Source organism: Trinickia soli, from assembly GCF_002879855.1.
GTDB classification, from domain to species: Bacteria; Pseudomonadota; Gammaproteobacteria; order Burkholderiales; family Burkholderiaceae; genus Trinickia; species Trinickia soli.
This window is the reverse complement of record NZ_PNYB01000001.1, coordinates 102,513-118,194: the sequence shown is the minus strand read 5'-3', so window position 1 is coordinate 118,194 and position 15,682 is coordinate 102,513. Positions and strand designations below refer to the sequence as shown.

Here is a 15,682-nt window from a genome sequence, read left to right as displayed (position 1 = left end):
CTGTTGGACCGAGCGAATCTGGGGGCGTGAATTGTATCTTCAAGCCGGCACGAACCGACGGCTACGCGCCCCTCCCCGTCAATCACCCCGTGAAATCTGTGCGATGCCCGACGTTATCGGTCGGCCACCAATACGTCCCTTGATCGGATGGTGAGAGGGATGTGTTGTCGTCGCCGCGCCGCACCTGGAACCGGTTGTTTCGCCAAAGGGAGCCATGCGCCTGCCCGCCCCAGAGGTTGCCGTACAGCGGCCCCCAGAGCTCGGCAAGCTCGGCGGAGAACACATTGCCTGTCACGGTTAGATTCGTTGCGTTGTTCGACGTGCCGAAAGCCAACGCATAGCCCCATCCTGATACGTAGTTGTTCGTGAATGCGATGTGGTCATACACGCCGCCGCCTTGCAGCGCGAGCCCGTTCGTGTTCCCGAGCGACGCGATCGTATTGTGGTCGATCAACATCGGCCCGCCATTGCCGTCGCTTTGCGGTCCGATGCCGTCGTGGTGATAAACATTGTTAGCCGTATCGGCCGCGTCATGAATATAGTTGTTGGTCCACGTCGACGGGCGGCCCGGAAAGCCCGTCACCATCTCCAGACCTGCATTGCCCCAGATGTCGTTGTGGTCCATGACGACAACGGCCTCGTCCATCGTTGTCGCGAGCTGCCAGGACTGGTTGAACGGCGTGCCAGGGGGCGTATGCGCCGACGCCACGTGACCGTCGTTTCCCGGCGGCATCGCATAGGCGGCAGGCTTGAAGGTCGAATAGCGGAACGATATGTTGGTCGGCGAATAGATTTGAACGAGATTATCGTTAGGGTCCGTGCCTTCGAATAAGCAACCGACGAACGTGAGGTTGTCGCCGTAAATCAGGATCTTGAGACCACGGAAGTGCTTATATGCAATGACGCTGCCGTTCGCATAGGTCACGAACAAAGGCTGGCTGTCGGTCATGCCCGGCGCGAAGTCGTCCAGGTGCCCGGGATAAGCCGGCAGACCCAGCCCGCCCGCATTGGCGGGCGTATGCGCGTAGCCCGTGTTGGAGAAATCCGGCCAGTATCCGGAGCCATCGTTCGGACGCGCATTGATTGCGGCGACGGTCGTACCGGCGCCCGAATTCGTCCCCGTTCCGCTCGCTGTCGTCGCGCTTGAGCCCGAACTCGCGCTCGCGGCGCCTGTGGCAGTCGATCCAGCCTGCCCCACCGAAGCATCGCCTCCAGCGCCGCACGCCGCGAGCGTTGCCAACGCACAGGCCAAAACGAAATATTGCCGCGGCTTCCGATTTGCAATCATCGAGGTTCCTCTTTTGCCTTTTGAAAACATCGCACCGCTACACCGATGCCAAAGGCGACGACGATCGCATATATCTTCGCTCGTGTTCCTGCCGTGACCCGTAGTGGCACCCCCGATTTGAAGCGCCGAAGGCTCCGTCCCTACTCTGAAAAACCGTCGCCCGTCTGGCCACGGCCGGCGCTGAGCTTGCGCCACAACGTAGTCTTGCTGATCCCTAATGCGCGACAAGCGGCATCACGATCGCCATTGCAGGCCTCCAACGCCGAGCGCACTTCCTCCGCTTCGACATGTTTGCTGCGCTCGCGCAGTGTTTTGGCATTCGCCGATTTACCGCGCGCATTGGAATGGAACGAAAACAATTCAGGCGCAATCGTGCGCATCGTCTCGACAGCAAGCGGCTTCACGTCGGCACCGGACTCTTCCGTATCGGCGACATCCACTGCAATCCTCTCGATGACGTTCTGCAACTCGCGCACATTGCCGGGCCATTCGTACGCGCATAGCACATCCTCGACGCCGGCCAAGAGTCGCATGGCCGCTTCGCGACCGCTGATTTGCGAGGCGAGCCGCGGCTCGCGCTGCACGATCTGCATGAACAGCGAGACTGCGAGCGGCATGATGTCGTCGGCACGCTCGCGTAGCGGCGGCAATGCCATGCTGAGGATGTTGAGCCGGTAGTACAGATCGGCGCGAAACGTGCCGGCCGCAATGCGCTCTGTTAGCGCACGATGTGTCGCCGCGACGACGCGAATATCGACTCGTGTGGGTTCCGTCGAACCGAGCCGCACGACTTCGCGTTCCTGCAGCACGCGCAACAAACGGCTCTGCAGCGGCAACGGCATCTCGCCGATCTCATCGAGAAACAGCGTGCCGCGATGCGCCGCTTCGATCAGCCCCGCCTTACCGCCCTTACGCGCCCCGGTGAACGCCCCCTCCTCGTAGCCGAACAGTTCGCTTTCGAGCAGCGCTTCGGGAAACGCACCGCAATTGATCGCCACGAAGGGAAATTCACGTCGCTCACTGAGCCGGTGAATGCTCTGCGCCACCATCTCTTTCCCGGTACCGCTTTCGCCGAGCACGAGCACGGTCGCGTCCGATTTGGCGTAGCGCCTGACGAGCGTTTTGACGCGCAGCATCGACGCGCTTTCGCCGATCAGATCGTCGAGACGATAACGCGCCGCAAACTGGTGAGTCAGTTGTTTCGAACGCAGCGTACGATCGAGCCGCTCGACCGCGCGCGATTCCTGAAACGTCAACACGGTTCCGTCTTCGCCGGGCTCGCCTACGAGCGGACTGCGATGGATCAGATAGCTCACGCCGCGAATCGACGCAAGCACGTCGCCATCCGCATCGGGCAGTTTGCGGGCAAGGCCGGGCACCAGATCGCCAAGCGGCTTACCTACGGCGCGCGCGGCATCGATACCGAGCGCCTCGGCCAAGCGCCGGTTGATGGCCTCGACACATCCGTCGGCATCGAGCGCAACGACACCGTCGCGCAAATGCTGCAGCAGATTGTCGATGTGCTGACGACGTTTGGCTTCGGCACGCGTCGCGTGCGCCAGCTCGAGCGCTGTCTCGAAGCCCTGCCGTATCGAGCCGTGCGAATAGAGAAACACGGCATCGATGCCCGCAGCGGCAGCCAGGTCGGCGATCAATCCGGGCCCGACCACAGCGCCGACGCCTCGCTCGCGAAGTGCTCGAACGCACACATCGGCGTCTTCCGCGGAACGATACGATTCGAACACGATGTCGAGCCCGTAGGCCGCCACGAACTCGCGCACCTCCTGCGGCGTCTCGCCGGGGCTGACGAGCGCGACGCTCTGCTGCCCCTGACGTCGCGCACGTGCGAGCGAATGCATGACATCGAAACCGGTCGGATTGATCTGCACCACCGGCACCGACAAACGTGACTTGAGGTATGCAGCGTTCGAGCCGCCTGCCAGAATCACATCGGGACGCCGCGCGCCGGCCGCGTCGACTTCACGCACGGCATCGTCGTACGCGCGCGCGATCACACGGAGATCGGCGCGCTCATCGTATTCGCCGGCAAGCTCCAACAGGAGCGCTCGCAAGCGACTGATGCCGAACGCCCACACCCTGGGGCGCTGCATCGAATGTTCAGAAGAAAGACGGCTCACGGCAAAAACTCCGAAAAAAGCGCTGCCCAGGGCAGCAGCCGCATTATGAGCCGATCATTCCAGATATGAAATGACAGATTTCAACTATGAAACCGCATACCCCGGCCGGCAACGGCGAGAAGGTTGAAAATCAAGGGCTTATCGACGATCTTTACAGTTGGCCCGTACCTTGCTCTACTGCAACACCTTTCTTGGAGCTAACGTGGAAACAGCTAATCAGCAACCCATGCGTGCCGGCGCGGCATTCCGCGCCGCCGTGGCCGAAGAATCGCCTTTGCAAGTCGTCGGCGCCATCACCGCCTATGCCGCGAAGATGGCGCAAGCCACCGGCTTCAAAGCCGTCTACCTGTCGGGCGGCGGCGTAGCCGCCAATTCGCTCGGCATGCCCGATCTCGGTATCAGCACGATGGAAGACGTGTTGATCGACGCGCGCCGTATCACCGACGCCTGCTCGCTACCGCTGCTCGTCGATATCGACACCGGTTGGGGCGGCGCCTTCAATATCGCCCGCACGATCCGCTCGTTCATCAAGGCCGGGGTAGCGGCCGTGCATATCGAAGATCAGGTCGGGCAAAAACGCTGCGGCCATCGTCCGGGCAAAGAATGCGTGCCGAAGGAAGAGATGGTCGATCGCGTCAAAGCGGCCGTCGATGCGCGCACCGACGACTCGTTCGTCATCATGGCGCGCACCGATTCCGCAGCCTCCGAAGGACTCGATGCGGCCATTGAGCGCGCCGTGGCCTATGTCGAAGCGGGCGCGGATATGATCTTCCCCGAAGCGATGAAAACGCTCGACGATTACCGCAGGTTCAAGGCCGCCGTGAAAGTGCCGATTCTGGCGAATCTGACCGAATTCGGCGCGACGCCGCTGTTCACGACAGAAGAATTGAAAACGGCCGACGTCGACATCGCGCTCTACTGCTGCGGCGCTTATCGTGCGATGAATGCGGCGGCGCTGAACTTCTACGAAACGCTGCGCCGCGATGGCACGCAAAAGGCTGCGGTGCCCACGATGCAAACGCGCGCGGACCTCTACAAGTATCTCGGCTACCACGCGTACGAGGAGAAGCTCGACGCGCTGTTCGCCGCCAAGAAGTGATATTCGCCATCCGAAGCCTGGAGACAACACCATGAGTGATGCAGTAAAGGAAGCGCCAGCCGCCGGCACGTTCAAGCCGAAAAAATCCGTCGCCCTGTCGGGCGTGACTGCGGGCAACACGGCGCTTTGCACCGTCGGGCGCACGGGCAACGACCTGCACTACCGCGGCTACGACATTCTCGACGTCGCGCAAACGTGCGAGTTCGAGGAAATCGCTTACCTGCTCGTCCACGAGAAGCTGCCGACGGTGTCCGAACTCGCCGCCTACAAGAAGAAGCTCAAAACGCTGCGCGGCTTGCCGGCCAACGTAAAGGCCGCGCTTGAATGGCTGCCTGCCCATGCGCACCCGATGGATGTCATGCGCACGGGCGCATCCGTGCTCGGCACCGTGCTGCCCGAGAAGGACGATCACAACATCGCCGGTGCACGCGACATCGCCGATCGCCTCATGGCTTCGTTCGGCTCGATGCTGCTTTACTGGTATCACTACTCGCACAACGGCCGGCGCATCGAAGTGGAGACGGACGACGATTCGATCGGCGGCCACTTCCTGCACTTGCTGCACGGTAAGGCCCCGTCCAAATCGTGGGTCGAAGCGATGCATACGTCGCTGATCCTTTATGCCGAGCACGAATTCAACGCGTCGACTTTCACGGGCCGCGTCATCGCCGGCACCGGATCGGATATCTACTCGGCCATCACGGGCGCGATCGGCGCATTGCGCGGGCCCAAGCACGGCGGCGCGAACGAAGCGGCGTTCGAGATTCAAACGCGCTATACGACGCCCGACGAAGCGGAAACCGACATTCGTCGTCGCGTCGAGAACAAGGAAGTCGTGATCGGCTTCGGTCACCCCGTCTACACGATCTCCGATCCACGCAACAAGGTCATCAAGGAGGTCGCGCGCAAGCTCTCGAAAGAAGCCGACGACATGCGCCTGTTCAACGTCGCGGAGCGGCTCGAAACGGTCATGTGGGACGCCAAGAAGATGTTCCCGAACCTCGACTGGTTCAGCGCCGTGTCGTACCACATGATGGGTGTGCCGACGGCGATGTTCACGCCGCTGTTCGTCATCTCGCGCACGGCGGGCTGGAGCGCGCACATCATCGAGCAGCGGATCGACAACAAGATCATTCGCCCGAGCGCGAACTATACCGGTCCGGAGAACCTGAAGTTCCTGCCGATCGGCAAGCGCTGATCGGGAACGCGGGCCGGCGTCTTCGTCGTCGGCCCGCCATCGCGGTATCGCAGAGGCTGGCTGGGGAGACAATCATGAGCACAGACATTTTCGAGGCGGGCCTTGGCAAATCCGCCGCCAACTATACGGCGCTGACACCGCTGAGCTTCATCGAGCGCGCGGCAAGCGTGTACCCAAGACGGCTGGCCGTCATACACGGCGAGATTCGCAGAACGTGGCAGGACACCTACGCACGCGCGCGACGCCTCGCTTCCGCGCTAGCCGCACGTGGCATCGGTGCGGGCGATACCGTCGCCGTCATGTTGCCGAATACGCCGGCCATGGTCGAAGCCCATTTCGGCATCCCGATGCTCGGCGCTGTGCTCAACACGCTCAACACGCGGCTCGATGCCGCCACCCTCGCCTTCATGCTCAACCACGGCGAAGCGAAGGCGCTGCTCGTCGATCGCGAGTTCTCCGAGGTCATGCGTGCGGTGCTGCCTGCCGTGGAACGGCCGATCTTCGTCGTCGATGTCGACGATCCGCTCTATACCGGCCCCGGCGAGCGAATCGGCGAAATCGAGTACGAGGCGCTGCTCGCAAGCGGCGACCCGAACTATGCATGGCAGCCCCCGCAAGACGAATGGGATGCCATCAGCCTGAACTACACGTCCGGCACGACGGGCAATCCGAAAGGCGTCGTCTATCATCATCGGGGCGCATACACAGCGGCGATCAGCAACATCCTCGAATGGGACATGCCCAAGCACGCCGTCTACCTGTGGACGCTGCCGATGTTTCATTGCAATGGGTGGACGTTCCCTTGGGCCATCGCCGCGCGTGCCGGCGTCAACGTATGTTTGCGCAAGGTCGATGCGAAAGCGATCTTCGATCTGATCCGGTCGGAGCGCGTCACACACTATTGCGGCGCCCCGATCGTTCACAACCTGCTCGTGAACGCCCCTGACGAACTGAAGGCCGGCATCGAGCACCGCGTCCATGCGATGGTGGCCGGTGCCGCACCGCCGGCCGCGCTGATCGAAAGCCTGGAACGCCTCGGCTTCGAGCTTACGCACGTCTATGGGCTCACGGAAGTGTATGGTCCCGCGTCCGTCTGCCCGCAGCAGCAAGAGTGGAGTTCGCTCGACATCGGCGAACGTGCCCGCCTGAATGCGCGCCAAGGGGTGCGTTATCACTTGCAGGACGGCTGCGCCGTGCTCGACCCCGACACGATGACGCCCGTGCCCGCTGATGGCGAAACGATCGGCGAGATCATGTTCCGCGGCAACATCACGATGAAGGGCTATCTGAAGAACGCAACGGCGACCGAAGAAGCGTTCCGCGGCGGCTGGTTCCATACGGGCGATCTGGGCGTTGCCTACCCCGACGGCTATGTCCGCATCAAGGACCGCAGCAAAGACATCATCATCTCGGGTGGCGAGAACATCTCCAGCATCGAGATCGAGGACGTGCTTTATCGACACCCGGCCGTGATGGCCGCCGCCGTCGTGGCAAAGCCCGATCCGCGCTGGGGCGAAACGCCCTGCGCGTTCGTCGAACTCAAAAACGGCGCGACCGCCACGGCCGCCGATTTGATCGCGCATTGCAAGCTGCATCTCGCCGGGTTCAAGGTGCCGCGCGCGATTGAATTCCTCGAATTACCGAAAACCTCTACCGGCAAGATTCAGAAGTTCGAGCTGCGTAAGCTCGCCAAATCGGTGGCCGCGATCGACGTATGACTACGTTCGTTGTCCTAACTCATTCACGTACCGCACTGCCCTGCACGATATGAACACTGAATACCGCAAAGCATTGCCCGGCGCCGGGCTCGACTACTTCGACGCACGCGCAGCCGTCGAAGCCATCGAGCCAGGCGCGTACGACACGCTCCCGTACACCTCACGCGTGTTCGCCGAAAATCTCGTGCGCCGCTGCGAACCGTCGATGCTGACCGATGCGCTCAAGCAGCTCATCGAGCGCAAGCGCGACCTCGATTTCCCGTGGTTTCCGGCACGCGTCGTTTGCCACGACATCCTTGGCCAGACCGCCTTCGTCGATCTGGCCGGCCTGCGCGACGCCATCGCGGCGCGCGGCGGCGACCCGGCCCTCGTCAACCCGGTCGTGCCGACGCAGCTCGTCGTCGATCACTCGCTGGCCGTCGAATGCGGTGGATACGACAAGGACGCGTTCGAGAAGAATCGCGCGATCGAGGATCGTCGCAACGAAGACCGCTTCCATTTCATCGATTGGACGAAGAAGGCGTTCAAGAACGTCGACGTGATCCCCCCGGGAAACGGCATCTTGCATCAGATCAACCTCGAACGCATGAGTCCTGTCATCCAGGTGCACGATGGCGTGGCGTTTCCCGACACGCTCGTCGGCACCGACTCGCATACGCCGATGGTCGACGCGCTCGGCGTCATCGCCGTGGGCGTGGGCGGCCTCGAAGCGGAAAGCGTCATGCTTGGCCGTGCATCGTGGATGCGTCTGCCCGACATCGTCGGCGTCGAGTTGACCGGCGAACGTCAACCCGGAATCACGGCGACCGATATCGTGCTGGCGCTGACGGAGTTTCTGCGCAAAGAGAAGGTCGTATCGGCCTATCTCGAGTTCTATGGCGAAGGTGCATCGCGTCTCACGTTGGGCGATCGCGCGACGATTTCGAACATGGCGCCCGAATTCGGCGCTACGGCGGCGATGTTCTACATCGACGAACAGACGGTCCGCTACCTGAAACTGACGGGCCGCGACGACAAGCTGGTCAGGCTCGTCGAAACGTATGCGAAGGAAGCCGGCCTATGGGCCGATTCGCTTTCGCACGTGCAGTACGAGCGCGTGTTGCGCTTCGATCTGTCGAGCGTGACGCGCAATATCGCAGGCCCGTCGAATCCGCACCGACGCGTGCCGACAACCGAACTGGCTGCGCGCGGCATCAGCGGCAAGGTTGAGAACGAGCCCGGCAAGATGCCCGACGGCGCGGTGATCATCGCCGCGATCACGAGCTGCACGAACACGAACAACCCGCGCAACATGATTGCCGCCGGCCTGCTGGCGCGCAACGCGAACCGGTTAGGACTCCTACGCAAGCCATGGGTCAAGACCTCCCTTGCACCGGGATCGAAAGCCGTCACGCTTTATCTTGAGGAAGCGGGCCTGCTGCCCGAACTCGAGCAGCTCGGCTTCGGCGTGGTCGCCTATGCCTGCACCTCGTGCAACGGCATGTCGGGCGCGCTCGACCCGCGCATTCAACAGGAAATCGTCGAGCGGGATCTTTACGCCACGGCAGTCCTGTCGGGCAATCGCAATTTCGACGGCCGCATCCACCCCTATGCGAAGCAAGCGTTCCTGGCATCGCCCCCGCTCGTGGTGGCCTATGCGATCGCCGGCACGATCCGCTTCGATATCGAAAACGATGTGCTCGCTTTCGATCCCGATGGCGTGCCGATCAAGCTGAAAGACCTCTGGCCCACCGACGAAGAGATCGACGCGGTGGTTGCATCGAGCGTCAAACCCGAACAATTCCGACGCGTCTACGAACCGATGTTCGCGCTCGCCGCACAGCGCACCGAACAAGCGAAGCCGCTTTACGACTGGCGGCCGCAGAGCACGTACATTCGCCGGCCGCCGTATTGGGAGGGTGCGCTTGCGGGCGAACGCACGCTCAAGGACATGCGCGCACTGGCCGTGCTCGGCGACAACATCACGACCGATCACATTTCGCCGTCGAACGCGATCATGCGCAGCAGCGCCGCGGGCGAGTACCTCGAGAAGATGGGATTACCCGAAGAGGATTTCAACTCCTATGCGACGCACCGCGGCGATCACCTGACCGCACAACGGGCGACGTTTGCGAATCCGACGTTGAAGAACGAAATGGTCCTCGAAGGCGGGCAGGTCAAAGCGGGTTCGCTCGCCCGCATCGAACCGGAAGGCCGCGTGACGCGGATGTGGGAAGCGATCGAGACTTACATGGAGCGCAAGCAGCCGCTCATTATCGTGGCGGGCGCCGACTACGGCCAGGGCTCGTCGCGCGATTGGGCGGCCAAAGGGGTGCGGCTTGCAGGAGTCGAAGCAATCGTGGCGGAAGGATTCGAGCGGATCCACCGCACGAATCTCGTCGGCATGGGGGTTTTGCCGCTCGAATTCAAGCCCGGAACGACGCGCACGACACTGGGCATCGACGGCACCGAGACGTTCGACGTGATCGGCGAGCGCACGCCGCGTGCCGATCTCACGCTCGTCATCGAGCGCAAGAGCGGCGAGCGGATCACGGCACCCGTTACCTGCCGGCTCGATACGGCTGAAGAAGTCTCGATCTACGAGGCAGGCGGCGTGCTGCAGCGCTTCGCTCAGGATTTTCTGGAATCGTCGATGGCGGCTTAAGGGCTGAGGCCAAGGCTGATAGCGCGCAAAGATAAGGACATCTAACGAATGACGCATTCACCGCAAATCAGGATCCCTGCCGTTTACATGCGAGGCGGCACGAGCAAGGGTGTGTTCTTCCGTCTGCAGGACCTGCCCGTAGCGGCGCAGACACCGGGCGCCGCGCGCGACGCATTGCTCCTGCGCGTGATCGGAAGCCCAGACCCTTACGGCAAGCACATCGACGGCATGGGCGGCGCAACTTCGAGCACCAGCAAGACGGTGATCGTGTCCAAGAGCGCGCGTCCCGGCCATGACGTCGACTATTTGTTCGGTCAGGTGGCGATCGATAAGGCGTTCATCGACTGGACCGGCAACTGCGGCAATCTGTCCGCCGCGGTGGGGCCGTTCGCGATTTCCAACGGTCTCATCGATGCGGCAAACCTGCCTCGCAACGGGATTGCGACCGTGAGAATCTGGCAGGCCAACATCGGCAAGACGATCGTCGCGCACGTGCCCATGACCGATGGTGCCGTGCAAGAGACAGGCGACTTCGAGCTGGACGGTGTCACGTTTCCGGCCGCCGAGATCGCGCTCGAATTCATGGACCCGGCGGCCGATGAAGACGGCGCGGGCGGCGCCATGTTTCCGACGGGCAATGTCGTCGACGATCTCGAGGTTCCCGGCATCGGCACCCTTAAAGCAACGATGATCAACGCCGGCATTCCGACGATCTTCGTCGAAGCGGAAGCGATCGGCTACGAGGGCACCGAACTGCAGGATACGATCAACGGCGACGATAAGGCACTCGCCATGTTCGAGACGATTCGTGCGCATGGGGCCATGCGTATGGGCCTGATCGAACGGATCGACGAGATTGCGAAGCGGCAGCACACACCGAAGGTGGCGTTTGTCGCCCGGCCTGCCGAGTATGTTGCGTCGAGCGGGAAAACGGTGCGCGCTGGCGATGTCGATCTGCTCGTGCGCGCCATGTCCATGGGCAAACTGCATCACGCGATGATGGGCACGGCGGCTGTCGCGATCGGCACCGCGGCGGCCATACCGGGCACGCTCGTCAACCTCGCAGCCGGCGGCGGCGAACGCGAGGCCGTGCGATTCGGGCATCCTTCCGGCACTTTGCGGGTGGGTGCGCAGGCGGCGCTGGTCGATGGACAGTGGGTCGTCAAGAAAGCCATCATGAGCCGCAGTGCGCGCGTGTTGATGGAAGGGGCGGTGCGCGTGCCTAACGCCCCCTTATGATGTCCGACCGCGAAGTCTTATAAACAACGCCCGACGCGTCGAAATGCACGTTGAAGAACGCATCTCCCGTCGGGCCGCCCTCCTCAAACTTCCAACTCCAGACCGTCTCCGGCTTGAGCCGATAAAAGGCCACTTCGCCTGGCTTACCGAGCAACTGGCGCACCTCGTCCTCGGTCATGCCGAAACGAACCCTGGCGAAGTTTTCGGCCGTCAACACCTGCGTCACCGCCGCCAGCCTCCCTTGTGCATCGATATCGACCATATAAGTGGTCGTACCTTGCGGGCCGCGGGGATATTCGAGGCGTTTGGAACCGTCCGCGCGCGTGCGTTCCGTGTCCGGCCGACCCATTTGGGCGCGCACCTGCGCTTCTGTCGTCACCCCGGGTGTCAGCCCTTTGAGCAACAACGCATCGGGTTTGATCGCGTTGAAAAAGTCTTTGAGTTTACTCACGACTTGCTCGCTCTCATGACTATCGCAGCCGGTCAGCGCCAATGTCGCGCTCATGTAAACGGCGGCAAGAAGGTTGAACCGGTTTTTCATTTGATGTGAGCCCGATCGATGCGCAGCGTGGCATCGCCAATCGACGCGACAGGATAGCGCACCTTTTCTTCGAATACGCGAGACAGACCGCAAGGGGCTAAATTGTTTTTCGTCACAGCGCTTACGTTTTGTCACCAGCGCAGCGTCAACTGCCGTCATCGCCCCAACGTTAAACCGGCAGCGCTGAACTTTCTCAGCCGCCCTACACAGGAGTTCACTCATGAAGACGATGTTCGCTGCCCTCGCTTCCGCTCTGCTCGTTTCCACGGCTTTCGCTCAAACCGCGGCGCCCGCTGCCTCCGCCAGTGCCGCCACGTCGGTTCAGCCCGGCCAAGCCAATCTGAAGGCCGGCACGCAGGCGCAAACGGGCACGCTCAAGTCGGATACGACGACGAACGACGCCAGCGCGGCGCAAGACAAAGCGACGACCGAAGGCAAGGCCACGAAGCATACGGTCAAGCACATGAAGAAGACGCGTACACACAAGATGAGCAAGAAGGCCGATGCCAAGGCCGACACGAAAGCCGACATCAAAGCGGACACGAAGACCGACACGGCAACGAAGACGCAATAACGGCATCGGTTCACGGCAGCTTCCAGCGCGGTTTTCGTCGCGCTGAGCATGCCTTGAGGGGCGAGCGTTCGCGCTCGCCCGTTTTTGCGTTGGCGATTGCAGCCGCTATTGCCGATGTGGCTGCATCTGGCCCTGCAGCAGCGGGTCCGCACAGTCGCGATAGAAGGCAACCAACGCCTCGACCGGATGCCTGAGCCGACGCCCACGTAAGCGGCTCACCTGGCATCGGCATGAATACCCCGTTGCAAGCAATTCGGGGCGTTCGGCGTTCGCTCTTGACGCACTGCCCGGCTGCAACCACTCGTCCACATGACGCGCCCACGATTGCTCGAAGATCGTCTTCGACGTCTCGACATTGCGCAGCTCATGCCCATAGGTGCCCGACATACCGCAGCAGCCACTGTCGGGAATCGTCAACGAGAGGCCCGCACGCGCAAAGACCTCGCGCCAAAGCATGGCCGAAGTCGGTTCATTCGTGCGCTCGGTGCAATGCGGCAGCATGCGGTAGTTTGCTCGCGCAGCATTGTTGCGCCTTGCGGGCACAGCCGTATCGAGCGCACCGATCAGCCACTCCTGCGGTAGCAATACGCGCGGGCACGCTTGCGCGCCGGCCACTTTTCGATACTCCTGCCGATAGACGAGCGTCATGGCGGGATCGATGCCGATCAGCGGCACGTCGAATTCGGCAAGCTCCGCCAGCTGCGTGGCGTTACGCCTCGCTGCGCGCCCGAATGCGCGCAAGAAGCCCTGGACGTGCAGCGGCTTTCCGTTCGGCATGTAGGGGGCGAGCAGCACGCGGTAGCCGAGCCGAGCCGCAAGCTCGATAAATGCAGCCGCCACCTGCATCTCGAAGAAGCGCGTGAAGGCGTCTTGAACCAGAATGATGCAGCGTTCCCGATGAGCGGCAGTCAGCGACGCCAACCTCTCTTCAGTGGCGGTTTCGACGGCCCAACGCCGCTCGATCTCGCGCCACGACAGTGTGCTCAGCAGCGGGCTGTCGACGATCCCGGCAACTCGCCGCAATGCGGTCTTAACCGGTGCGGCTCTCATCAACGCGTTATAAAGGCGTCTCGCACCAGGAATGGCCGCGAGGTAGGGGACACTGTATTCAAGCGATCCGATCAGATGGTCGCGCGGCGAGCGCGCGTAACGCGTGTGGTACTGCGCGAGAAATCGAGCGCGAAAGTCCGGCACGTTGACCTTGACGGGGCACTCAGCCGCACACGATTTGCAGGCGAGACAGCCCGCCATAGCGTCATAGACCTGATGCGAAAAGTCGCTGCCTTTGCGATATCTGCGCATCGTATTGACGATCCTGATCGGCAGCGCCGCCGCCGCTGGCTCCGCGGTCAAATCGGTGCCCGCCTCGCCCTGCAGGCGCAGCCATTCGCGCATGAGCGACGCGCGCCCCTTCGGTGAATGAACCCGCTGTCGCGTCGCCTTCCATGACGGACACATCGCATCGTCGGGGTCGAAGTTGTAGCAGGCCCCGTTGCCATTGCAATGGACTGCATCGCCGTTGCGCTGCCACACGCGTTCGTCGATACGCCGATCGGCTTCGCCACGCAGGGGCACGGCATCGATCCTCAGCAGCGCAGCGCCGCTACCCGCCGGCGTCGCGATTTTGCCCGGATTCAATTGGTTAAAAGGATCGAATGCGGCCTTGATGCGTTGGAGCGCCGGGTACAAGGGGCCGAAGTATTCCGGCACGTACTCCGAGCGCACGCCCTTGCCATGCTCTCCCCACAGCAGGCCGCCGTACTTCATCGTCAATGCCGTCACTGCGTCGGAGATCGGCCTGACGAGTGCCGCTTGCCGCGGATCGCGCATATCGAGTGCCGGCCGGACGTGAAGCACGCCCGCATCGACATGCCCGAACATGCCGTAGCGCAAGCCGTAACCGTCAAGCAATGCGCGGAAGGCGGCGATATAGTCGGCGAGATGCTCGGGTGGAACGGCCGTGTCTTCGACGAAAGGCTGTGGGCGGCTCGCGCCGCTTACATTGCCGAGCAGGCCGACCGCCCGCTTCCTCATCGCGTAGACCTGATTGATTGCGGCCTCGCCGTCGGCAACCGTGATGGACGTGCGCCGCACCGATAACTCGCCTTTCAGGTACTCGACGAAAGCCGCCACGCGCGCGCGAACTTCAGTTGCGTCAGCGCCGCTGAATTCAATCATGTTGATGCCGCCCGCCTCATTCGTCGTCGGTTCGACATCGGGAAAATATTCGGCCACGTTCGTCCAAACGATGTCCTTGCGCGCCAGCGCCAACACGGTCGAATCCACCGTCTCGATCGAGAGCGGCCGCTGCGCCATCAAGGCGCGAGCGTCGCGCAGCGCATCCATGAAGCTCGCATAGCGGACGTTGACGAGCGCCGCATGCGAAGGAATCGGCAATACGTTGAGCGTCGCCTCGACGACAAAGCCCAATGTGCCCTCGGAGCCGCATAGCACGCTGTTGATGTCGAAGCGGCCCGCGGCGTCTTGCAGATGCGCGAGGTCGTACCCCGTCAGGCACCGATTCAACGCGGGAAAGCGTTCGCGTATGAGATCCGCCTCGCCCACGGCGATCTCACGGGCCGTGCGGTAGACGCGGCCGACGGCATCGGAGCGCGCGCAGAGTTCATCGAGCTCCGTCTCCTCAACCGGCGCACTCGATAAACGCTCACCGCCGATCAAAATCGATTCGAGCGCCAGCACATGGTCGCGCGTCTTTCCATAGGTGCAGCTGCCTTGGCCGCTTGCATCCGTGTTGACCATTCCGCCGATCGTCGCACGGTTCGACGTCGAGAGCTCGGGCGCGAAGAATAAACCGTAAGGCCTGAGCGCCGCGTTCAGTTGATCCTTCACGACACCGGCCTCGACTCTGACCGTTCGCGCGCCAGGATCGATTTCGAGGATGCGATTCATGTGCCGCGACAAATCAACGACGATCCCGTCGGTCAGCGACTGGCCGTTCGTTCCCGTCCCGCCGCCGCGCGCGGACACGACGACCTCGCGAAATTGCGTTTTTCCGAGCAGCCGGGCGATGCACTGCACGTCTTGCGCATGACGCGGCAACAGCGCGGCTTTCGGATAGCGCTGATAGATCGAGTTATCAGTCGCAAGCACTGTGCGCAGCGCTTGACTGTCATCGATCTCCCCTTCGAATCCAGCGGCCCTCAGTTCGTCCAGGAAGCGGGCGTCGATAGGGGCGAGCGAATCTGCAACGGGAAGGCGGGATATCGGCATCGTTCTGTACTC

The 15,682-nt window shown here is 62.4% G+C and carries 10 protein-coding genes; 6 read left to right on the top strand and 4 right to left on the bottom strand.

Going from position 1 to position 15,682, the window contains the following annotated elements:
• Positions 1 to 82: 82 nt before the first annotated feature.
• The gene (locus tag C0Z19_RS00550; protein ID WP_102607846.1) at positions 83 to 1,288 is read right to left on the bottom strand and encodes a hypothetical protein; all 1,206 of its coding nucleotides are present in this window, start codon (positions 1,286 to 1,288) and stop codon (positions 83 to 85) included.
• Positions 1,289 to 1,428: 140 nt separating this feature from the next.
• Entirely contained in the window at positions 1,429 to 3,399 is a 1,971-nt protein-coding gene (gene prpR, locus C0Z19_RS00545; protein ID WP_102607845.1) for a propionate catabolism operon regulatory protein PrpR, read from the bottom strand.
• A 253-nt stretch (positions 3,400 to 3,652) separates the two neighbouring features.
• Between prpR and prpB the strand changes: the two genes are divergently transcribed.
• From prpB to prpF, 5 genes are all read left to right on the top strand, one after another.
• On the top strand, positions 3,653 to 4,525 hold the full coding sequence (gene prpB, locus C0Z19_RS00540; RefSeq protein ID WP_102607844.1) for a methylisocitrate lyase: 873 nt from the start codon (positions 3,653 to 3,655) through the stop codon (positions 4,523 to 4,525).
• A gap of 31 nt (positions 4,526 to 4,556) precedes the next feature.
• Positions 4,557 to 5,723, top strand: a complete 1,167-nt coding sequence (gene prpC, locus C0Z19_RS00535) for a bifunctional 2-methylcitrate synthase/citrate synthase (protein ID WP_102607843.1) — start codon at positions 4,557 to 4,559, stop codon at positions 5,721 to 5,723.
• A gap of 74 nt (positions 5,724 to 5,797) precedes the next feature.
• A complete protein-coding gene (locus tag C0Z19_RS00530; protein WP_102607842.1) occupies positions 5,798 to 7,441 on the top strand; it encodes an acyl-CoA synthetase in 1,644 nt (547 codons plus the stop codon).
• Between the two features lie 49 nt (positions 7,442 to 7,490).
• Positions 7,491 to 10,085, top strand: coding sequence for a Fe/S-dependent 2-methylisocitrate dehydratase AcnD (acnD, locus tag C0Z19_RS00525; protein WP_102607841.1), 2,595 nt, complete (start codon positions 7,491 to 7,493; stop codon positions 10,083 to 10,085).
• A gap of 48 nt (positions 10,086 to 10,133) precedes the next feature.
• Positions 10,134 to 11,324, top strand: coding sequence for a 2-methylaconitate cis-trans isomerase PrpF (prpF, locus tag C0Z19_RS00520; RefSeq protein ID WP_102607840.1), 1,191 nt, complete (start codon positions 10,134 to 10,136; stop codon positions 11,322 to 11,324).
• On the opposite strand, the gene C0Z19_RS00515 is transcribed toward prpF, so the two are convergent.
• Positions 11,308 to 11,865, bottom strand: a complete 558-nt coding sequence (locus C0Z19_RS00515) for a hypothetical protein (protein WP_102607839.1) — start codon at positions 11,863 to 11,865, stop codon at positions 11,308 to 11,310. The two genes, prpF and C0Z19_RS00515, sit on opposite strands and share 17 nt — an antisense overlap.
• 220 nt (positions 11,866 to 12,085) lie before the next feature.
• Here C0Z19_RS00515 and C0Z19_RS00510 point away from each other — a divergent pair, with 220 nt between their 5' ends.
• Complete coding sequence (locus tag C0Z19_RS00510) at positions 12,086 to 12,439, top strand: hypothetical protein (RefSeq protein ID WP_102607838.1); 354 nt, start codon at positions 12,086 to 12,088, stop codon at positions 12,437 to 12,439.
• A 105-nt stretch (positions 12,440 to 12,544) separates the two neighbouring features.
• On the opposite strand, the gene ydiJ is transcribed toward C0Z19_RS00510, so the two are convergent.
• Complete coding sequence (ydiJ, locus tag C0Z19_RS00505) at positions 12,545 to 15,670, bottom strand: D-2-hydroxyglutarate dehydrogenase YdiJ (RefSeq protein WP_102607837.1); 3,126 nt, start codon at positions 15,668 to 15,670, stop codon at positions 12,545 to 12,547.
• Between the last annotated feature and the right edge of the window lie 12 nt (positions 15,671 to 15,682).

Excerpts from the sequence above, each read along its gene's own strand:
- C0Z19_RS00550 (WP_102607846.1), bottom strand. The coding sequence starts at position 1,288 with ATGATTGCAAATCGGAAGCCGCGGCAATATTTCGTTTTGGCCTGTGCG.
- prpR (WP_102607845.1), bottom strand. The coding sequence starts at position 3,399 with ATGCAGCGCCCCAGGGTGTGGGCGTTCGGCATCAGTCGCTTGCGAGCG.
- prpB (WP_102607844.1), top strand. The coding sequence starts at position 3,653 with ATGCGTGCCGGCGCGGCATTCCGCGCCGCCGTGGCCGAAGAATCGCCT.
- prpC (WP_102607843.1), top strand. The coding sequence starts at position 4,557 with ATGAGTGATGCAGTAAAGGAAGCGCCAGCCGCCGGCACGTTCAAGCCG.
- C0Z19_RS00530 (WP_102607842.1), top strand. The coding sequence starts at position 5,798 with ATGAGCACAGACATTTTCGAGGCGGGCCTTGGCAAATCCGCCGCCAAC.
- acnD (WP_102607841.1), top strand. The coding sequence starts at position 7,491 with ATGAACACTGAATACCGCAAAGCATTGCCCGGCGCCGGGCTCGACTAC.
- prpF (WP_102607840.1), top strand. The coding sequence starts at position 10,134 with ATGACGCATTCACCGCAAATCAGGATCCCTGCCGTTTACATGCGAGGC.
- C0Z19_RS00515 (WP_102607839.1), bottom strand. The coding sequence starts at position 11,865 with ATGAAAAACCGGTTCAACCTTCTTGCCGCCGTTTACATGAGCGCGACA.
- C0Z19_RS00510 (WP_102607838.1), top strand. The coding sequence starts at position 12,086 with ATGAAGACGATGTTCGCTGCCCTCGCTTCCGCTCTGCTCGTTTCCACG.
- ydiJ (WP_102607837.1), bottom strand. The coding sequence starts at position 15,670 with ATGCCGATATCCCGCCTTCCCGTTGCAGATTCGCTCGCCCCTATCGAC.